Origin of the sequence: Pseudomonas sp. NFACC39-1 (assembly GCF_900110355.1) — a bacterium.
Lineage (GTDB): Bacteria > Pseudomonadota > Gammaproteobacteria > Pseudomonadales > Pseudomonadaceae > Aquipseudomonas > Aquipseudomonas tehranensis.
The window spans coordinates 522,634-542,924 of record NZ_FODL01000001.1; the positions used below are offsets into that span (position 1 = coordinate 522,634).

Consider the following 20,291-nt stretch of genomic DNA (forward strand, 5'->3'; position numbering starts at 1 on the left):
CACACAAAAAACCTGTGGGAGCGGGCTTGCTCGCGAAGGCGGTGTGTCAGTCAACACTGCGCTGGCTGACCCACCGCCTTCGCGAGCAAGCCCGCTCCCACAGGAGGCAAGTGATAAATCCCGGCCATGAAAAAACCGGCCGAAGCCGGTTTTTTATGTGGATGAATCAGAACGAAGCGTTCTGCAGACCGTCCAGGTAACGCTCGGTGTCCAGGGCTGCCATGCAACCGGCACCCGCCGAGGTAATCGCCTGACGGTAGACGTGGTCCGCCACGTCGCCGGCCGCGAAGATACCTTCGACGCTGGTGGCCGTGGCGTTGCCGTCGCGGCCGCCCTTGACCACCAGGTAACCGTCCTTGAGTTCCAACTGACCTTCGAACAACGAAGTGTTCGGGGTGTGGCCGATGGCGATGAATACGCCGTCGACTTTGATCTCGTCAAAGCTGCCGTCGTTGTTCTTCAGGCGGGCACCGGTCACGCCCATGTTATCGCCCAGCACTTCGTCCAGGGTCGCGTTGAGCTTAAGGATGATCTTGCCTTCGGCGACGCGGGCATTGAGCTTGTCGATCAGGATCTTCTCGGCGCGGAAAGTTTCGCGACGGTGGATCAGGGTGACGGTGCTGGCGATGTTGGCCAGGTACAGGGCTTCCTCAACAGCGGTGTTACCGCCACCGACCACGGCCACAGGCTTGTTGCGGTAGAAGAAGCCGTCGCAAGTGGCGCAGGCGGAAACGCCTTTGCCCATGAAGGCTTCTTCCGATGGCAGGCCCAGGTAACGCGCGCTGGCGCCGGTTGCAATGATCAGGGCATCACAGGTGTAGGTCGCGCTGTCACCGGTCAGGGTGTACGGCTTGGCGGCGAAGTCCACAGCATTGATGTGGTCGAAAACGATCTCGGTCTCGAAGCGCTCGGCGTGCTCTTTCATACGCTCCATCAACACCGGGCCGGTCAGACCGTGGACATCGCCCGGCCAGTTATCGACTTCGGTGGTGGTGGTCAATTGACCACCGGCCTGCATGCCGGTAATCAGCAACGGCTTGAGGTTGGCACGGGCGGCATAAACCGCAGCGCTGTAACCGGCAGGGCCGGAACCGAGAATAATCACTCGCGAATGACGCACTTCAGACATGACCTGCTCCTGTTGACCGGACCTTGCGGGCCGGAACGCCGGGTGAGCGGCGCGAATAAAAGGGACTGTTGACGCACTTGGGGAAGGCTTGGGTTCGACAGTCCTGAAAAGAATGGGTGCAGCGTATCGAGGGAGCGAAGATTAAGGAAATACGGTTTAACAATCCAGCTCATAGGTGAGCTCTATCCAGATCGGTCAGTTCAATAAACTCGGCAAACGTTGTTACACGCCATGTCGATGCTTTCCCGAGCCAGGCAAAGCCGGTATGGTCGGCGCGTTAATCTTCGCTCGGAGCCTCTTATGCCCGCCCCCGTCCTGTCCGGCCCGCAATATTTGCGAGAAGGACTCAAACTGGTCCTAAGCCCGGGTCTGCGCTTGTTTGTGCTGTTGCCATTGGTGATCAACCTGGTGCTGTTCGTCGGATTGATCTACCTGGCCGCCCATCAGTTCAGCCTTTGGGTCGACACGCTGATGCCGTCGTTACCGGATTGGCTGAGCTTTCTCAATTATGTCCTGTGGCCGCTGTTCGTGGTGCTGGTGGTGCTGATGGTATTTTTCACCTTCACCATGCTCGCCAATGTCATCGCCGCGCCGTTCAACGGTTTTCTCGCGGAGAAAGTCGAAGTGGTGATCCGTGGCACCGACGATTTCCCGGCCTTCAGTTGGGGCGAGTTGATCGCCATGATCCCTCGCACTTTGGCCCGGGAGGCACGCAAGCTCGGCTACTTCCTGCCCCGCGCCCTGGGCCTGCTGGTGCTGTCCTTCATTCCGGTGATCAATATCGTGGCCGCGCCGTTATGGCTGCTGTTCGGGGTGTGGATGATGGCGATCCAGTACATCGACTACCCGGCGGACAACCACAAACTGGGCTGGAACGAAATGCTCGCCTGGCTGCGGGAAAAACGCTGGCAGAGCCTGGGTTTTGGCGGCAGCGTGTACCTGGTGCTGCTGATCCCGGTGGTGAACATCCTGATGATGCCCGCGGCGGTGGCCGGGGCGACTTTGTTCTGGGTGCGCGAGCAAGGCGCCGAGACCGCGTTGGCCCGCCAGGGCTGACCGGTCACAAATCCATCATTCAAGCGTCACAATTGCGAAATGGCCCCGGTCGACACTGGGGTCATGACCACACACCTGCATATCACCCTCATCACCGAAACCTTCCCGCCGGAAATCAATGGCGTGGCCAATACCCTGGGCCGCCTGTGCGACGGCTTGCGCGCCCGCGGGCATCAGGTGGAATTGATACGGCCCCGTCAGGTTGGCGACCAACGCCAGGCCGGTGACGAGCAGTTGTTGCTGTGTCGCGGCTGGCCGTTACCGGGGTATCCGGGTTTGCAGTGGGGCCAGGCTTCGATGCACAAACTGCTGCGGCGCTGGAAACGTCATCGCCCGGACGTGCTGTACATCGCCACGGAAGGGCCGCTGGGTTTATCGGCATTGCGGGCGGCCCGGCGCCTGGGCATCTCGGTGGTCAGTGGCTTCCATACCAATTTCCAGCAATACACCCAGCAGTATGGCCTCGGGTTGTTGAGTCGTGCCCTCACCCATTACCTGCGCTGGTTCCACAACCGCTCCAGCCTGACCCTGGTGCCGAGCCTCAGTCAGCGCATGGAGCTGGAACGCCGGCATTTCGAGCGCGTGGCGCTGTTGTCTCGCGGGGTGGACAGCCAATTGTTCCAGCCCATGAAGCGCTCGACAGCTCTGCGTGAAGCCTGGGGCTTGGGCGATGATGACATCGCCGTGATCCATGTCGGGCGCTTGGCACCGGAGAAAAACCTCGGGTTGCTCAAGCGCAGTTTCGACACGCTGTGCAGCGCTTTCCCGCAGCGGCGGATGAAACTGGTGGTGGTCGGTGATGGCCCGCAGCGATTCACCCTGGAGCAGGAACTGCCCGACGCGATCTTCTGTGGTTCACAACGTGGCGAAGCGCTGGCCTGCCACTATGCGTCCGGGGATGTATTCGTCTTTCCGAGCCTGACCGAAACCTTCGGCAATGTGGTGCTGGAGGCGCTGGCGTCCGGGTTGGGCGTGGTGGCCTATGATCAGGCCGCGGCGGCGCAACACATCCGTCACGGTCACAACGGTGTACTGGCCATGCCGGGGGATGAAGAAGCCTTCTGCGAAGCGGCCCGCTGGCTACTGGAGGAGCGTGAAACCTTGCGTTGCGTGCGGCTCAATGCGCGCCAGCATGCCAGTCGCCAGGGCTGGCCATCGGTGATCGAGCAGTTCGAGACGCAATTGCGTGGGGTTTGTATTAGCGAGCCAGTGATACCTGCTGCGCCGACAGTGCGTTAATGAATCGGTGATGCTGAAACCGCCATCGCGAGCAGGCTCGCTCCCACAGTGGATCCCGGTCGTACACAAATCATGTGTCCGCTGAAGATCGAATGTGGGAGCGAGCCTGCTCGCGAAGGGGCCAGCCCAGTCGCCGCTTAAACCAGTGTCATCAACGCCTCACGGCTGAACGGCAAGATCTCCTGTTCCCGGCCTTCACGCACTTTTTGCGCCCAATCCGGATCTACCAGCAGCGCTCGCCCCACCGCCACCAGGTCGAACTCATCATTGTTCAGGCGCTCCAGCAGTTTCTCCAGGCTGGCCGGCTGCGCGACTTTGTCGGTGTTGACCATAAACTGCAGGAACTCGCCATCCAGGCCAACGCTGCCGACGGTGATGGTTGGCTTGCCGGTCAGCTTGCGGGTCCAGCCCGCCAGATTCAGTTCGGAGCCTTCGAATTCAGGCTCCCAGAAGCGACGGGTCGAGCAATGGAAAATATCCACACCGGCCTCGGCCAAAGGCTTGAGGAAGTCGCCCAAGGCCTCTGGCGTTTGCACCAGGCGCGCGGTGTAGTCCTGCTGCTTCCATTGGGAGAAACGGAAGATGATCGGGAACCCTTCACCTACCGCAGCACGCACAGCGCGGATCAGTTCGATGGCGAAACGCGAACGGTTGGCCAGACTTCCACCGTAACCGTCGGTGCGCTGGTTGCTGCCCTCCCAGAAGAACTGGTCCACCAGGTAGCCATGGGCGCCGTGGATCTCCACGCCGTCCATGCCGATGCTCTGGGCGTCTTTCGCCGCCTGGGCGAACGCTGCAATGACTTCGTCGATATCCGCCTGGGTCATGCCGTGAACCACGACCTGGCCGTCCTTGAGTTTTTCCGACGGACCATAGCCCGGCACGCTGGCGTCCGGCTCGGTCCCCAAGCGCCGCACGTTACCTACGTGCCAGAGCTGCGGAACGATCTTGCCGCCTTCGGCATGCACTGCATCAACCACTTGCTTCCAGCCGGCCAGCGCGGCATCCCCGTAAAAATGCGGCACGTTCGGATAACCGTTGGAGGCCTTGTGCCCGACGGTCGTGCCTTCGGTGATGATCAGACCGACGCCGGCCGCCGCGCGACGGCGGTAATACTCCACGACCTTGGCGTTCGGCACGCCGCCTGGGGAAAAGGAGCGAGTCATCGGCGCCATCACTACCCGGGTCGGCAGCTCCAGCGCACCGAGATGGAAGGGTTTGAACAAGGCTTTTACAGGCATGGGACACTCCACGGAAACAGGGTCGCAGGTCGAATATGACAGCGATAATATGGACCGTGGAGAGCAATGGATAGCACTATTGATTTGAATGATTGTGGATCAAAAGGAAGGTGTGTAGGAGCTGTCGAGTGCAACGAGGCTGCGATCTTTCCCCTGACACTTGAGTCTCAAGTGAAAGATCAAAGGGTCGTCCGAACGCGGCCCGAGCCTTCGGCATCTCCTACCTCTGCAAATTCCCGGGAATCAAGCCAACGCTTTTTCAATAGCCTGGATCACGGCCGGATCATCCGGCGCCGTGCGCGGTGAGAAACGCGCCAGCACCCGCCCGTCCTTGCCCAGCAGGAACTTCTCGAAGTTCCAGGTGATGTCCCCCGGAAACTCGGCCCCCTCGCCTGCCAGCAGACGGTACAACTGATGACGGTCCTGCCCGTTCACTTCCAGCTTGCTGGACAACGGGAACGTCACACCATAATTGAGGCTGCAGAAATCCTGAATTTCCTGTTCCGTTCCCGGCTCTTGTCCGGCGAACTGGTTGCAAGGCAGGCCCAGCACACAGAAACCCTTGGCCTTGTATTGCTGATAGAGGTTTTCCAACGCAGCGTACTGAGGTGTCAGGCCACATTTGGAGGCGACATTGACCACCAGCACGACTTGCCCCTTGAACGGCGCCAGATCAAGTTCCTGACCATCCAGGGCTTTAAGTTTAAGGTCGTGAAAAGCACTCATGACGAACTCCAGGTTTGCGGATCTTTTCGAACAGCCATGGACGATGCTAACAGCAACCGACTAAAAAGGCGCCGTAAGGCGCCTTTCCAGTTCACTTGAGCGTAGCGCACAAATCAGTGGTGATGACCACCTTCGCCATGGACGTGACCATGGGCGATTTCTTCCTGGCTGGCATCACGGATGTCGACGATCTTGACCTGGAAGTTCAAGCGCTGACCGGCCAACGGGTGGTTGCCGTCAACGGTGACGTCATCGCCTTCCAGGTCGCGGATGGTGACGATCTGCATCTGGCCATCGGGCGCCGAAGCGTGGAACTGCATGCCTACTTCCAGCTCATCCACGCCCTCGAACATGCTGCGGCTCAGGGTGCTGACCAGCTCGGCGGAGTATTCGCCATAAGCATCTTCCGGCTCAACGGTAACGTTCAGTTCGTCACCGGAAGTTTTGCCTTCCAGGGCTTTTTCCAGACCCTGGATGATGTTGCCTGCGCCATGCAGGTAGACCAGCGGAGCGCCGCCGGCAGAGCTGTCGATGACCTCACCAGCGTCGTTGGTCAGGGTATAGTCGATGGAGACAGCCTTATTGGCGGCGATCAGCATGGGGCGAGACCTTTTGCATAAGAATGAAGAACGGACAAGTCTAAACAAGGATTTGCCCGAAAGCGAACGGAACCCGGACAAACGGCCCTGCTCGAACAGACCGACGGTCACAGGTTTTCATCAGGACGAGGACGGGCACTGGGTGGCCGAGCTGTCCTGCGGCCATACCCAGCACCTGCGCCACCAACCACCGTGGCAATCACGCAGCTGGGTGCTGGACCCAGTCCAACGTACTGAAAAAATTGGCCAGCCCTTTGACTGCGGCTGGTGCGCACAGGCCCCGGTTAGCGATAACCTTGGCGCCTGAATTGACGGTAGACGGCAGTTATAGCCTCGCCTTTGCCATGCACCTTTAGAGAATCCGCATGCAAACTTTTTTTATCGCGCCCACCGATTTTGGTGTGGGTCTGACCTCCATCAGCCTCGGGCTGGTGCGTACACTCGAACGAGCCGGGCTGAAAGTCGGTTTTTTCAAACCCATCGCCCAGCCCCACCCCGGCGATACCGGACCGGAACGCTCCACCGAACTGGTGGCCCGCACCCACGGCCTCAAGCCTCCACAGCCGCTGGGTCTGGCGCACGTCGAACGCATGCTGGGCGACGGCCAGCTCGATGAGCTGCTGGAAGAAATCATCACCCTTTACCAACAAGCCGCCATCGGCAAGGACGTGCTGGTCGTCGAGGGCATGGTCCCGACCCGCAACGCCAGCTATGCCGCGCGAGTCAACCTGCACTTGGCCAAGAGCCTGGACGCCGAGGTCATCCTGGTGTCGGCGCCGGAAAACGAAGTGCTGACCGAGCTTTCCGGTCGCGTTGAGCTGCAGGCGCAACTGTTCGGCGGGCCCAAAGACCCGAAAGTCCTCGGCGTGATCCTGAACAAAGTTCGTACCGAGGAAAGCATGGAGGCCTTCTCCGCACGGCTCAAGGAGCACTCGCCGCTGTTGCGCAGCGGTGATTTCCGCCTGCTCGGCTGCATCCCGTTCCGCCCCGAACTCAACGCCCCACGCACCCGCGACGTAGCCGACCTGATGGGCGCGCAGGTGCTCAATGCTGGCGATTATGAAACCCGGCGCATGAGCAACATCATTATTTGTGCCCGCACCATGCGCAACACCGTGGAGCTGCTCAAGCCCGGCGTGCTGGTGGTGACCCCCGGTGATCGCGACGACATCATCCTGGCCGTGAGCCTGGCAGCGCTCAACGGCGTACCGTTGGCCGGGCTGCTGCTGACCAGTGACACCCTGCCCGACCCGCGCATCATGGACCTGTGTCGAGGCGCCTTGCAGGCGGGGCTTCCAGTGCTGTCGGTCAGTACCGGGTCTTACGACACCGCCAACCTGCTCAATGGCTTGAACAAGGAAATTCCGATCGACGACCGCGAACGTGCGGAGATCATCACCGATTTTGTCGCCAGCCACCTGGATGCCAAATGGTTGCATCAGCGTTGCGGTACGCCACGGGAAATGCGCTTGTCGCCGGCGGTGTTCCGCTACCAATTGATCCAGCGCGCCCAGGCCGCCGACAAACGCATCGTGTTGCCTGAGGGCAGCGAACCGCTGACTGTCCAGGCCGCCGCCATTTGCCAGGCCCGAGGCATCGCGCGCTGCGTGCTGCTGGCCAAACCGGCGGACGTCGAGGCCGTGGCTCGTGCCCAGGGCATCGAACTGCCGCCGGGGCTGGAGATCCTCGACCCGGATTCGATTCGCGAGCGTTACGTTGAACCGATGGTGCGGCTGCGCAAGAGCAAAAGCCTGAACGCCCCGATGGCCGAGCAGCAACTGGAAGACACCGTGGTGATCGGCACCATGATGCTGGCGCTCGATGAGGTCGACGGGCTGGTGTCCGGCGTTATTCATTCCACCGCCAACACCATCCGTCCAGCCTTGCAACTGATCAAGACCGCCCCGGGATGCTCGTTGGTGTCTTCGGTATTTTTCATGCTGTTTCCCGAAGAAGTGCTGGTCTATGGCGACTGCGTGATGAACCCGCACCCCAGCGCCGCGGAGCTGGCGGAGATTGCCCTGCAAAGCGCCGACTCGGCTGCCGCGTTCGGCATCACGCCACGGGTGGCCATGCTCAGCTATTCCAGCGGCGAGTCGGCCAGCGGCGAAGAGGTGGAGAAAGTCCGCGAAGCCACCCTGCTGGCCCACGAGGCGCAACACGGCTTGCTGATCGACGGGCCGCTGCAATACGACGCCGCCGCCAACGAAACCGTGGCCCGACAACTGGCGCCCAATAGCCAAGTGGCCGGCCGCGCGACGGTGTTCATCTTCCCGGACCTGAACACCGGCAACACCACCCACAAGGCCGTGCAACGCAGCGCCGATTGCGTCAGCCTCGGGCCCATGCTGCAAGGCCTGCGCAAACCCGTAAACGACTTGCCGCGCGGCGCTCAGGTCGACGACATCGTGTACACCATCGCCCTGACCGCGATCCAGGCCGCCAACCGACCCATGGATATTTAAATGCTGGATTTCCTGCCTGCTCCTGTGCGCGGCGTCATTGCCTCGCTGCTGTTGGCGCTAAACACCATCGCCTGCTGCACCCCGCTGTTCATCGTGGCAATCTTCAAGCTGTTGCTGCCCTTCCCCGCCGCCCAGCGTTTCACCGACTGGCTGATGGGCCACATTCATGAAGCCTGGATCAGCAACAACAAGGCCTGGATGAACCTGCTGCGCCGCACCCGCTGGCACCTCAGCGGCCTGGAAGGCCTGGACTACCAGCACTCCTACCTGATCACCAGCAACCACCAGAGTTGGGTTGACATCATGGTGTTGCAGTACGTGCTGAACCGGCGCATTCGTCCATTGAAGTTCTTTCTCAAGCAGGAACTGATCTGGGTACCGGTGATCGGCCTGGCCTGGTGGGCCCTGGGGTTCCCATTCATGAAGCGCTACTCCAAGGCTTACTTGGAGAAGTACCCGGAAAAGAAAGGCAAGGACCTGGAAACCACCCGCAAGACCTGCGCGAAATTTCGCAACAACCCCGTGGGCATCTTCAACTTCGTTGAAGGCACACGCTTCACCGAAGGCAAACATGCCCAGCAACAGTCACCGTTTCGCTACCTGCTCAAACCCAAGGCCGGAGGCATTGCGTTTGTGCTCGATGCCATGGGCGAACAGTTGGAGTCGATCATCAACGTGACCATCCACTATCCGGGCGGCCGACCGGGATACTGGGACTTACTGTGCGGGAAAGTTGACGAAGTGGTGGTGCATTTCCAGGAACTGCAGATCCCGCCGCAGTTCATCGGCAGGAACTACGACCAGGACGGCGCCTATCGCCTGGAGTTCCAGGGCTGGATCAACCAGCTGTGGCAGGACAAGGATGCGTTGCTTGAGCAGATGCATCGCGAGTATCCCTCCATTTAAAATCAAAAGATCGCAGCCTTCGGCAGCTCCTACAGGGTCTTGTGCACACCTGTAGGAGCTGCCGAAGGCTGCGATCTTTGAGATGACAATAAAAAGCCCGCAGATGATCACTCATCTGCGAGCTTTTAGTTACAGCGGCGTTCCTTAGATCGCCCCACGCTTGCGCAGCAGATCCAGCACCTGCTTGACGCTTTCTTCCAGCGACAGCGACTGGGTGTCGATCACCAGATCGGCGTCCAGCGGCACGTCATACGGGAAGGACTCACCCGGGATGTTGTCGCCGGCAGCAGCGTACAGCCCTTGCGGATCGCGCTGGGCACAGACCGCTGGCGAGGCCTGGACATAGACCGTCAGCAGACGCTCCTTGCCGATCAGGTCCTTGGCCTGCTCACGGCCTTCAGCATTCGGGGCGACGAACGCGGCGAGGGTCAGCAGCCCGGCTTCGTTGAACTGGCGGGCGACATGAGCCGCACGGCGCCAGTTTTCGGTACGCCCGGCACGATCCTGTGGCAAGCCTTTGTTCAGGTCATGACGCAGGTTCTGGCCATCGAGCACGAAGACCGCACGGCCCATGTCGAACAGCTTGCGCTCCACCGCATAGGCCAGCGTGCTTTTGCCAGCGCCCGACAGACCACTGAACAGCACCGTGGCCGGTTGCTGGCCGAAGCGCTGGGCGCGCTCTTCCACCGACACATGGGCCAATTTGCCGTGATGGGTGCTGTGGCCGTGGGCCAAAGGCTGGGCCACGATCATGCCGGCACCCACGGTGCCATTGGTCAGGCGATCGATGATGATGAACGCGCCGGTGGTGCGATTGCTCTCGTAACCATCCAGGGCGATCGGTGCATCCAGGGCGATCTTCACCTTGCCGATTTCGTTGAGCTGCAATGCGCTGGCCGGGCCTTCTTCCAGGGTGTTCACGTCGACCTTGTTGACGATGCTGGCAATCGAGCCCGGCACGTAACTGGTGGCGCGCTTGATGTCGTATTTCTTGCCCGGCAGCATTGGCTCTTCGGCCATCCACACCAACATCGCTTCGAAGCTGTCGGTCACCGGCGGCACGCTGTCGGCATGCACCAGCAGATCGCCACGGGAGATGTCGATCTCGTCTTCCATGGTCAACGTCACCGCCTGGCCAGGGCCCGCGTGTTCCAGCTCGCCTTCGAAAGTGACGATGGATTTGACGCGGCTGCTCTTGCCCGAAGGCAGCACCACCACTTCGTCGCCCTTGTGCACGATGCCGCTGGCCAGGGTGCCGGCGAAACCGCGGAAGTTCAGGTTCGGACGGTTGACGTACTGCACCGGGAAACGCAGGTCGGTGAAGTTACGGTCGCCCGCCACTTCCACGGTCTCGAGGATTTCCATCAGCGACTGGCCGGTGTACCACGGCGAGCGCTCGGACTTGTTCACCACGTTGTCGCCCTTGAGGGCCGACATCGGCACGAAGTGCATGCTGGTGGGCTTCATCTTCAAGCCTTCGGCGAACTTCAGGTAGTCGGCCTTGATCGACTCGAACACGCTCTGATCGAAGTCCTTGAGGTCCATCTTGTTGATGGCCACGACGATGTGCTTGATGCCCAGCAACGAGGCGATAAAGCTGTGGCGACGGGTCTGGGTCTGCACGCCGTAGCGGGCGTCCACCAGGATGATCGCCAGGTCACAGGTGGAAGCACCGGTGGCCATGTTGCGGGTGTACTGCTCATGGCCGGGGGTGTCGGCGATGATGAATTTGCGCTTGGCGGTGGAGAAATAGCGGTACGCGACATCGATGGTGATGCCTTGCTCGCGCTCGGCCTGCAGGCCGTCGACCAGCAACGCCAAATCGATGTCGTCACCGGTGGTGCCGACTTTCTTCGAGTCGCGGGTGATGGCTTCCAGGTGATCTTCGTAGATCATCTTGGAGTCGTGCAGCAGGCGCCCGATCAGGGTGCTCTTGCCGTCGTCGACGTTACCGCAGGTCAAGAAACGCAGCAGCTCTTTGCGCTCGTGCTGGCCCAGGTAAGCGAGGATGTCCTCGCTGATCAAATCAGATTGATGCGACATGACAGCCCCTTAGAAATAACCTTGACGTTTTTTATCTTCCATCGAGCCTGCGCCATCGTGATCGATGACCCGGCCCTGGCGCTCGGAAGTTCGCGTCAGGAGCATTTCCTGAATGATGTCCGTCAGGCTTTCGGCTTCGGACTCCACCGCGCCCGTCAACGGGTAGCAGCCAAGGGTGCGGAAACGCACTTTCTTTTTGACGATACGGGCTTTGTCTTCATCGGACAGGTGCTCGAGGATGCGCTCGTCGTCAATCATGATCAGCGTACCGTTCTTCTCGATCACTTCACGCTCGGCAGCGAAGTACAGCGGCACGATCGGGATGCCTTCGAGGTAGATGTACTGCCAGATGTCCAGCTCGGTCCAGTTCGACAGCGGGAATACCCGGATCGACTCGCCCTTGTTGACCTTGCCGTTGTAGACGTTCCACAGCTCGGGGCGCTGGTTCTTCGGATCCCAGCGATGCTTGCTGTCGCGGAACGAGTACACGCGCTCCTTGGCGCGGGACTTCTCTTCATCGCGACGGGCACCGCCGAACGCAGCGTCGAAACCATGCTTGTCCAAAGCCTGTTTCAGGCCTTCGGTCTTCATGATGTCGGTGTGCTTGGCGCTACCGTGAGTAAACGGGTTGATGCCTTGCGCCACGCCGTCCGGGTTCACGTGAGTGATCAGGTCCAGGCCCAGTTCTTCAACCATGCGGTCGCGGAACTTGTACATTTCCTGGAATTTCCAGCGGGTGTCGACGTGCATCACCGGAAACGGCAGCTTGCCGGGGAAAAACGCCTTGCGTGCCAGGTGCAGCATCACGGCGGAGTCTTTACCGATGGAGTACAGCATCACCGGGTTATCGAACTCGGCGGCCACCTCGCGGATGATGTGGATGCTTTCCGCCTCCAGCTGTTTCAGATGCGTCAGTTTGTCGACCATGGCTACTCACGAAAACTTTCTTATGAACGGCCAGCGGGCCGTGTTCGAGCGGGGAATCCTAGCACAGCGACCTCTTCTAATCAGGGCGCCAACTAGATCGAAACAGCATATGGATATGCCTGAGGGTTCGGGCGTTACCACAGACTTTGTGGGAGCGGGCTTGCTCGCGAATGCGGTGGGTCAGTCAACTTTTATGCAACTGAACCACCGCATTCGCGAGCAAGCCCGCTCCCACAGGAGTTATAAGCAATCAAATGGGATTCGGGCAATCTATGAAGATATGCTCCAAAGCAAAGCGCCGCGCCAGGTAATCGCCCAATGCCTGCACACCATAGCGCTCGGTCGCATGGTGCCCGGCGGCGATGAAGCTGATGCCGTTTTCCCGGGCGCTGTGAAAGGTCTGCTCGGACGCCTCGCCACTGAGAAACAGATCAACCCCGGCCAGCACGGCCTGATCGATATAACCCTGGCCTCCGCCAGTGCACCAGCCGACCCGGCGGATCATCTGTTCGCCTTCGATCAACAAAGGCTCGCGGCCCATGACTTCCTGCACTTTACGGGCGAAGTCCCGAGGTGTCATCGGTTCGGACAAAGAGCCCACCAGACCGACCACCTTGGGGTTGTCCGGGTCCAGCGGTCCTTCGACGGTAATGTCCAACTGGCGGGCCAATTGCACGTTATTGCCCACCTCGGCATGCAGATCCAGCGGCAAGTGGTAGGCAAGCAGACTGATGTCGTGCTTGAGCAAGGTTTTGAGGCGACGCTGCTTCATGCCGGTCACGCACGGATTTTCGCCTTTCCAGAAATACCCGTGATGCACCAGCACCAGATCAGCGTCAGTCTCCACTGCGGCATCGAGCAACGCTTGGCTGGCGGTGACGCCGCTGACAATGCGCGTGACCTGAGGGGCCCCTTCGACCTGCAAACCGTTGGGGCAGTAATCGGCAATCCTGGCGGCGGCCAGATAACGATCCGCTTCTTCTACCAGGGTGTTCAGGGCTACGGCCATGAAAAGACTCCTAAATATCCCGTTCAGAGGCGCGCGCGGCCTCGTATAATGCGCGACATTATGGGCGGTCTCACTCCGTCTGCAACCTTCGTAGGACGTGCTTAATGCTCAAGGCGCTGCGTTTTTCCGGCTGGCCTCTGTTGGCCGGCGTGCTGGTCGCTCTACTGATTATCCAGCGTTATCCGGAGTGGGTCGGCCTGCCGAGCCTCGACGTCAACCTGCAGCAGGCGCCACAGACCAAGGCACTGCAGCAAGGACCGGTGTCCTATGCCGACGCCGTGACCATCGCGGCACCGGCCGTGGTCAACCTGTACACCACCAAGGTCGTCAACAAGTCCAGCCATCCCCTGTTCGAAGACCCGCAGTTCCGGCGCTTCTTCGGCGACAACTCGCCCAAGCAGAAACGCATGGAGTCGAGCCTGGGTTCGGGCGTGATCATGAGCCCGGAAGGTTATATTCTGACCAATAACCACGTCACCAGCGGCGCCGACCAGATTGTGGTGGCCCTCAAGGATGGTCGCGAAACCCTGGCCCGAGTGATCGGCAGCGACCCGGAAACCGACCTCGCGGTGCTGAAGATCGACCTGAAGAACATGCCGGCCATCACCATTGGGCGTTCCGACAGCATTCGCATCGGCGATGTCGCCCTGGCCATCGGCAACCCCTTCGGCGTCGGCCAGACCGTGACCATGGGCATCATCAGCGCCACTGGGCGCAATCAGTTGGGCCTGAACAATTACGAAGACTTCATCCAGACCGACGCCGCGATCAACCCCGGGAACTCCGGCGGCGCGCTGGTGGATGCCAACGGCAATCTGACCGGAATCAACACGGCGATCTTCTCCAAGTCCGGCGGCAGTCAGGGCATCGGTTTTGCGATTCCGGTGAAGCTGGCCATGGAAGTGATGAAGTCCATCATCGAGCACGGCCAGGTGATTCGGGGCTGGCTGGGTATTGAAGTGCAGCCGCTGTCCCAGGAGCTGGCAGAATCCTTCGGCCTGTCCGGGCGTCCCGGGATCGTGGTAGCAGGCATTTTCCGCGATGGCCCGGCCCAGAAGGCCGGGTTGCAACTGGGCGACGTGATCCTGAGCATCGACGGCGAACCCGCCGGTGACGGCCGTCGCTCAATGAACCAGGTGGCGCGGATCAAGCCCACCGACAAGGTCACCATCCAGGTGATGCGCAACGGCAAGGAGCTCAAGCTCACCGCTGAAATCGGTTTGCGCCCACCGCCGGCACCGGTGGTGCTCAAGGAAGAAGAGTAACCCCGTGGCGAGGGAGCTTGCTCCCGCTGGGCTCTGTAGGAGCTGCCGAAGGCTGCGATCTTTAGATCTTGATCTTTCGCTTGCGACTCAACTGTCTGGGACAAGATCGCAGCCTCGTTGCACTCGACAGCTCCTACAGAGCCCAGCGGGAGCAAGTTCCCTCGCCCTAAAGAGACCGCGTTCGCCTCGGTTATTTTAGTTAGCCAGGAATAGCATATATTCTCATTAGTAGTGTTATATTGTTTCCATTCTAAGAATTGGAACAACATAACATGTCATCTCTAAAACGGATTTCCCTCGCCAGCCTGGCCCTGGGTCTGCTGGGTGAACCGGTTATGGCCGAGGAAATCCAGCCGATGGAACTGGACGCCATCAACGTCTCTGCCGACTACGAATCCCCTACCGGTCCCGTAACGGGTTATCGCGCCACTCGCTCGGCCAGCGCCACCAAAACCGACACCGCCCTGCGGGACATCCCGCAATCGATCAGCGTGATCCCCGCCAGCGTTCTCAAGGACCTGGGCAGCACCAACGTTGAACGAGCCTTGGAATATGCCGGCGGCGTGTCGAAGCAAAACAACTTCGGTGGCCTGACGCTCTACGAATACAGCGTGCGCGGTTTTACCACTTCGGAGTTCTACAAGGACGGTTTCAGCGCCAACCGGGGTTATCCGAGTACGCCGGACGCGGCCAACATCGAACGCATCGAAGTGCTCAAAGGACCGGCGGCCAGCCTTTACGGGCGCGGCGACCCCGGCGGCACGGTGAACATCGTCACCAAAAAGCCCCAACCCGAAGCCTTCACCACCCTGCAAACCAGCGCTGGCAGCTGGGATCGCTACCGCACCGCCCTAGACGTCAACACGCCGCTGGACGCTGAGGGCAATCTGCTGTCGCGGGTCAACCTGGCGGTCGAGGACAATCACAGCTTTCGCGATCACGTGCAGAGCAAGCGCGTCTTCGTCGCCCCCTCCCTCAGCTGGCAACTGAGCCCCGATACGCGGCTGCTGGTGGAAAGCGAAATCGTGCGCCACAGCTCGACATTCGACCGCGGCATCGTCGCACCGAACAACCGCTGGAGCGGCGTTTCCCGCTCGACCTTCCTGGGCGAACCCAACGACGGCGACATCGACAACCACAACAACATGCTCCAGGCCGCCCTCGAACATCAGCTCAACGACGCCTGGCAACTGCGCCTGGCCAGCCATTACAAACAGGGTGAACTCTGGGGCTTTGCCTCCGAGACACGCCCGTTGAACGCTGACGGCCACACGGTGAACCGCCGCTACCGCGAACGTGACAACAATTGGCACGACAGCATTACCCAGCTGGAACTGCGAGGCCTGTTCGACCTGGGCCCCTGGCAGCACGAACTGCTGATCGGCACTGAGTACGAGGACTACCGCAAGAACGAGCGCGTAACCACGATCAACGGTGGCACTTACCCCATCGACATCTATGATCCGGTCTACGGCCAGCCGAAACCTGATGGTCAACGTACCGGCAGCGACTTCTTCGAACGGGTGAAAAGCCGTGCGTTGAACCTGCAGGACCAGATTGTGTTCACCGACAAGCTGCGGGGCATGCTCGGCGTGCGTTATGAGCATTTCGAGCAGAGCATTGACGATCACACCACGCAGCTCACCAGCCGCCAGCGTCATGACACCTTCACGCAACGAGCCGGCCTGCTGTACCAACTGACACCCGAGGTCGGACTGTTCGCCAACGCCTCCACCTCGTTCAAGCCCAACAATGGCCTGGATGCCGGGGGTAAAACCTTCGATCCGGAGGAAGGCGTTGGCTATGAAGTGGGGATCAAAAGCGAGCTGTTCGACGACCGTGTGAGCACCACCCTGGCGGCGTTTCATATAGAGAAGGAAAACGTCCTGGCGCTCGACCCGGCGACTGACTCCAGCCGCGCCATGGGCAAGGCCCGCAGTCAGGGGTTCGACCTGCAAGTCACCGGACAGGTGACTGACGCCATCCGGGTGATCGGCGCCTTCGCCTACATCGATGCCGAGGTAACCAAGGGTGACGAAACCATTCCCACCGGCAGCAGGATCCTTGGCGTGGCCAAGCACAGCGGCAGCCTGCTCGGCGTCTACGAGTTCCAGGACGGGCAACTGCGCGGTTCCGACGTGGGTGCGGCATTCACATACGTCGGGGATCGCTCGGGCGAAGCCGGCAAGGACTTCGAACTGCCGGCCTACCACACGGTGGATCTGCTGGCCCATTACAAGGCCAGCGACAACGTCACCGTGGGCCTGAACCTGAACAACGTCTTCGACGAAAAATACTACGAGCGCTCCTACAGCAACTACTGGGTCAACCCCGGCGAGCCACGCAACTTTACCGTCAGCCTCACCCTTGATCTGTAAAAAGGAAAATCAATGAAATACCCCAAGACCTTCGCCCTTCTCAGCCTGTTCCTGGCCACACAAGCCTCGGCCCATGGCCTGTGGACCGAACAACGGCGCGGCAACATCGAAGTGATTTACGGCCACGGCGCCGAGGACAATGCCTTCAAGGCGCAGAAAATCAGCGGCGCCTGGGCCTATGACCTGGGCGGCAAGATGATCCCGGTCACCGTGGAACGCTTGCCCGACCATGCTCGCCTGCAACCCCTCAAGCCACCCGCCGTGATGGCCGTGGAGCTGGACAACGGCATGTGGTCCCAGACCGCCGACAAGAAGTGGATCAACGAAGGTCGCAGCAAGGTGCCGGGGGCGATTGAGTCGACCCACACCTTCAAGTACAGCCTGGCGATCTACGAGCCGGGGGCGAAACTGCCGAAACTCGATCAGGTCAAGTTCCTGATCCTGCCGGAAGTCGACCCGCTGACCGTAGGCCCGGGCCAGTCACTGCCAGTGCGGGTGCTGCTGGACGGCAAACCGGCCGCCGGGGTGAAGCTGGTGGGTGATTACCGCAGCGCACCGGACACCGTATCGACTGAAACCGACGCCGAAGGCCGGGCCAAAGTGCTGGTGCGTAACGAGGGGTTGAATGTGATCGCCGCGCAGATGGAAATTGCGCTCAAGGACAACAAGGACGTGGCAACCCGTGGGGTGTTCACCTCGCTGACCTTTCTGGGTGAAGAGCATCACGAATAAGGCCCTGAGCACATAACTGTGGGAGCGGGCTTGCTCGCGAATGCGTCGAGTCAGCAGCATTGATGTTGACTGACATTCCGCATTCGCGAGCAAGCCCGCTCCCACATCAGGTTCAGCGACAGGCTTTAGAGTTCGCCGAGGGCGTCGACCAACGCCTGGTTCTGCTCCGGCGTACCAATGCTGATCCGCAGGAACTGGGCAATCCGCTCCTGCTTGAAATGGCGCACGATCACGCCCTGCTCGCGTAACTTCGCCGCCAGCCCTGCCGCATCGTGCCGGGGGTGACGGGCGAAGATGAAGTTGGCCGCCGAAGGCAACACGTCAAAGCCCTTGGCTTGCAACTGCGCCACCACCCATTCACGGTGCTCGATGACCAACCGGCAGGTCTGCTCGAAATACTCCCGATCGTCGAACGCCGCCGCGCCCCCGACATTCGCCAGACGATCCAGCGGGTAGGAGTTGAAGCTGTTCTTGATCCGCTCCAGGGCTTCGATCAAGTCCGGATGGCCCACCGCCAGGCCCACCCGCAACCCTGCCAATGAGCGGGACTTGGACAGGGTCTGGGTGACCAGCAGGTTCGGATAGCGGTCCACCAGACTGATGGCTGTCTCGCCTCCGAAGTCGATATAGGCTTCATCAACCACCACCACCGAGTCCGGGCTAGCCTTGAGGATCTGCTCGACCGCCTCCAGGGCCAACAGGCAACCGGTCGGGGCATTCGGGTTGGGAAAGATGATCCCGCCGTTTGGTTTGGCATAGTCCGCCGGGTCGATCTGGAACTGCGCGTCCAGCGGCACCGCGTCGAACTGGATGCCGTACAACCCGCAATACACCGGATAGAAGCTGTAGCTGATATCCGGGAACAACAGCGGCTGATCGTGTTGCAACAGGCCGTGGAAAATGTGCGCCAGCACTTCGTCCGACCCATTGCCCAGGAACACCTGATTGGTTTGCACACCGTAATAGCCGGCCACGGCGTTTTTCAGCAGATCGCTGTTGGGATCCGGGTACAGGCGCAGGTTGTCGTTCAGCTCGGTTTGCATCGCCGCCAGGGCCTTGGGCGATGGGCCGTAGGGGTTCTCGTTGGTGTTGAGCTTGACCAGGCGGGTCAGCTTCGGTTGTTCGCCCGGCACGTAAGGCACCAGGTTCTTGACGAACGGGCTCCAGAATTTACTCATGTTCAGTCTCCTTGCTTGTCGTCAAGAATGCGGTATTCGGCACTGCGGGCGTGGGCGCTCAGCGACTCGCCACGGGCCAGCACCGAAGCGGTCTTGCCCAGTTCGGACGCACCTTGCTCGGAGCAGAAGATGATCGACGAACGTTTCTGGAAGTCATACACCCCCAGCGGCGACGAGAAACGCGCCGTACCGGAAGTCGGCAACACGTGGTTGGGACCTGCGCAATAATCGCCCAGGGCTTCGCTGGTGTGGCGGCCCATGAAGATCGCACCGGCGTGGCGGATCTGCGGCAGCCAGGCTTGCGGGTCAGCGACCGACAACTCCAGGTGCTCCGGCGCGATGCGGTTGGCAACCTCGATAGCCTGCTCCATGTCCTTGACCTTGATCAGCGCGCCGCGACCGTTGATCGAGGTGCTGATGATCTCGGCGCGCTCCATGGTCGGCAGCAACTTATCGATGCTGGCGGCCACTTTGTCGAGGAACTCGGCGTCCGGGCTGACCAGAATCGCCTGGGCGTCTTCGTCGTGCTCGGCCTGGGAAAACAGATCCATGGCGATCCAGTCCGGGTCGGTCTGGCCATCGCACACCACCAGGATCTCCGACGGGCCGGCGATCATATCGATACCGACCTGACCGAACACATGACGCTTGGCGGTGGCGACATAGATGTTGCCAGGACCCACCACCTTGTCGACCCGCGGCACGCTCTCGGTGCCATAGGCCAGAGCCGCCACGGCCTGGGCGCCGCCGATGGTGAACACCCGGTCCACGCCTGCGATGCAGGCGGCGGCCAGCACCAGTTCGTTGATTTCACCGCGAGGGGTCGGCACCACCATGACCACTTCGGTCACGCCGGCGACCTTGGCCGGAATGGCGTTCATCAACACCGAGGACGGATACGACGCCTTGCCACCCGGCACGTACAAGCCGGCGCGGTCCAGCGGCGTGACCTTTTGACCCAGCACCGTGCCGTCGGCTTCGGTGTAGGTCCAGGAATCCTGTTTCTGCCTCTCGTGATAGTCGCGCACCCGCGATGCGGCTTTTTCCAGAGCTTCGCGCTGCGGCACGGTGATCCGGGTCAGGGCCAGCTCCAGACGCTCGCGCGGCAGGATCAGATCAGCCATGGACGCCACTTGCAGGCCATCGAATTTCTGGGTGAACTCCACCAAAGCTGCGTCGCCACGCTCGCGCACAGCCTTGATGATGTCCAGCACCCGCTGATTGACCGAGTCATCAGACACACTTTCCCAGCTCAGCAGATGATCCAGATGATGCGCAAAATCCGGATCGGCAGCGTTGAGTCGGCGAATCGAAGTGGGAGCGGTCATAGCGAGGGCCTCATTAATGGCAAATGCTCAGGCGCCCTAAGCTACCAGTCCATTCGCGTGGGCACCTGAG

Annotated in this window: 17 protein-coding genes; 8 read left to right on the top strand and 9 right to left on the bottom strand. The window is 60.7% G+C overall.

Features of this window, described 5'->3' with window-relative positions; all coding sequences use genetic code 11:
- Positions 1-166: 166 nt before the first annotated feature.
- Entirely contained in the window at positions 167-1,129 is a 963-nt protein-coding gene (gene trxB, locus BMY45_RS02345; protein ID WP_047228640.1) for a thioredoxin-disulfide reductase, read from the bottom strand.
- Positions 1,130-1,429: 300 nt separating this feature from the next.
- Here trxB and cysZ point away from each other — a divergent pair, with 300 nt between their 5' ends.
- Positions 1,430-2,185 carry a sulfate transporter CysZ gene (gene cysZ, locus BMY45_RS02350; RefSeq protein ID WP_092394020.1) on the top strand — a complete coding sequence of 252 codons (756 nt, stop codon included), beginning with the start codon at positions 1,430-1,432 and terminating at the stop codon, positions 2,183-2,185.
- A 39-nt stretch (positions 2,186-2,224) separates the two neighbouring features.
- The gene (locus BMY45_RS02355; protein WP_092394023.1) at positions 2,225-3,424 is read left to right on the top strand and encodes a glycosyltransferase family 4 protein; all 1,200 of its coding nucleotides are present in this window, start codon (positions 2,225-2,227) and stop codon (positions 3,422-3,424) included.
- Between the two features lie 137 nt (positions 3,425-3,561).
- Here the strand turns inward: BMY45_RS02355 and BMY45_RS02360 are convergent, their stop codons facing one another.
- The 3 genes from BMY45_RS02360 to BMY45_RS02370 form a co-directional block, all read right to left on the bottom strand.
- Entirely contained in the window at positions 3,562-4,665 is a 1,104-nt protein-coding gene (locus tag BMY45_RS02360; protein ID WP_092394026.1) for an NADH:flavin oxidoreductase, read from the bottom strand.
- Between the two features lie 243 nt (positions 4,666-4,908).
- Complete coding sequence (locus BMY45_RS02365; RefSeq protein WP_092394029.1) at positions 4,909-5,391, bottom strand: glutathione peroxidase; 483 nt, start codon at positions 5,389-5,391, stop codon at positions 4,909-4,911.
- Between the two features lie 113 nt (positions 5,392-5,504).
- Positions 5,505-5,990 carry an FKBP-type peptidyl-prolyl cis-trans isomerase gene (locus BMY45_RS02370; protein WP_047228645.1) on the bottom strand — a complete coding sequence of 162 codons (486 nt, stop codon included), beginning with the start codon at positions 5,988-5,990 and terminating at the stop codon, positions 5,505-5,507.
- Here BMY45_RS02370 and BMY45_RS02375 point away from each other — a divergent pair.
- The 3 genes from BMY45_RS02375 to BMY45_RS02385 are packed head-to-tail and all read left to right on the top strand — an operon-like array spanning position 5,959 to position 9,361.
- Positions 5,959-6,297, top strand: a complete 339-nt coding sequence (locus tag BMY45_RS02375) for a DUF3565 domain-containing protein (RefSeq protein ID WP_092394906.1) — start codon at positions 5,959-5,961, stop codon at positions 6,295-6,297. The two genes, BMY45_RS02370 and BMY45_RS02375, sit on opposite strands and share 32 nt — an antisense overlap.
- Positions 6,298-6,355: 58 nt before the next feature.
- Entirely contained in the window at positions 6,356-8,455 is a 2,100-nt protein-coding gene (gene pta, locus BMY45_RS02380) for a phosphate acetyltransferase (RefSeq protein WP_092394032.1), read from the top strand.
- Positions 8,456-9,361 (top strand): acyltransferase, encoded by a 906-nt coding sequence (locus tag BMY45_RS02385; protein WP_092394035.1) that lies wholly within the window; start codon positions 8,456-8,458, stop codon positions 9,359-9,361.
- A 144-nt stretch (positions 9,362-9,505) separates the two neighbouring features.
- Here the strand turns inward: BMY45_RS02385 and cysN are convergent, their stop codons facing one another.
- The 3 genes from cysN to BMY45_RS02400 all read right to left on the bottom strand — a co-directional run bounded on the left by cysN (position 9,506) and on the right by BMY45_RS02400 (position 13,340).
- On the bottom strand, positions 9,506-11,404 hold the full coding sequence (cysN, locus tag BMY45_RS02390) for a sulfate adenylyltransferase subunit CysN (protein ID WP_092394037.1): 1,899 nt from the start codon (positions 11,402-11,404) through the stop codon (positions 9,506-9,508).
- A 9-nt stretch (positions 11,405-11,413) separates the two neighbouring features.
- Positions 11,414-12,331, bottom strand: a complete 918-nt coding sequence (gene cysD / locus BMY45_RS02395; protein WP_092394040.1) for a sulfate adenylyltransferase subunit CysD — start codon at positions 12,329-12,331, stop codon at positions 11,414-11,416.
- Positions 12,332-12,581: 250 nt separating this feature from the next.
- A complete protein-coding gene (locus tag BMY45_RS02400) occupies positions 12,582-13,340 on the bottom strand; it encodes a Nif3-like dinuclear metal center hexameric protein (protein WP_092394043.1) in 759 nt (252 codons plus the stop codon).
- Positions 13,341-13,444: 104 nt separating this feature from the next.
- On the opposite strand from BMY45_RS02400, the gene algW reads away from it, so the two are divergent.
- From algW to BMY45_RS02415, 3 genes are all read left to right on the top strand, one after another.
- On the top strand, positions 13,445-14,605 hold the full coding sequence (gene algW, locus BMY45_RS02405) for a Do family serine endopeptidase AlgW (protein ID WP_092394046.1): 1,161 nt from the start codon (positions 13,445-13,447) through the stop codon (positions 14,603-14,605).
- 272 nt (positions 14,606-14,877) lie between these two features.
- The gene (locus tag BMY45_RS02410) at positions 14,878-16,983 is read left to right on the top strand and encodes a TonB-dependent siderophore receptor (RefSeq protein ID WP_092394049.1); all 2,106 of its coding nucleotides are present in this window, start codon (positions 14,878-14,880) and stop codon (positions 16,981-16,983) included.
- A 12-nt stretch (positions 16,984-16,995) separates the two neighbouring features.
- The gene (locus BMY45_RS02415) at positions 16,996-17,715 is read left to right on the top strand and encodes a DUF4198 domain-containing protein (RefSeq protein WP_092394052.1); all 720 of its coding nucleotides are present in this window, start codon (positions 16,996-16,998) and stop codon (positions 17,713-17,715) included.
- A 125-nt stretch (positions 17,716-17,840) separates the two neighbouring features.
- Here BMY45_RS02415 and hisC read toward each other — a convergent pair whose 3' ends face one another.
- Together hisC and hisD are read right to left on the bottom strand one after the other, a co-directional pair.
- On the bottom strand, positions 17,841-18,893 hold the full coding sequence (hisC, locus tag BMY45_RS02420) for a histidinol-phosphate transaminase (protein ID WP_092394055.1): 1,053 nt from the start codon (positions 18,891-18,893) through the stop codon (positions 17,841-17,843).
- A gap of 2 nt (positions 18,894-18,895) precedes the next feature.
- Complete coding sequence (gene hisD / locus BMY45_RS02425; protein WP_092394058.1) at positions 18,896-20,221, bottom strand: histidinol dehydrogenase; 1,326 nt, start codon at positions 20,219-20,221, stop codon at positions 18,896-18,898.
- Positions 20,222-20,291: the final 70 nt, after the last annotated feature.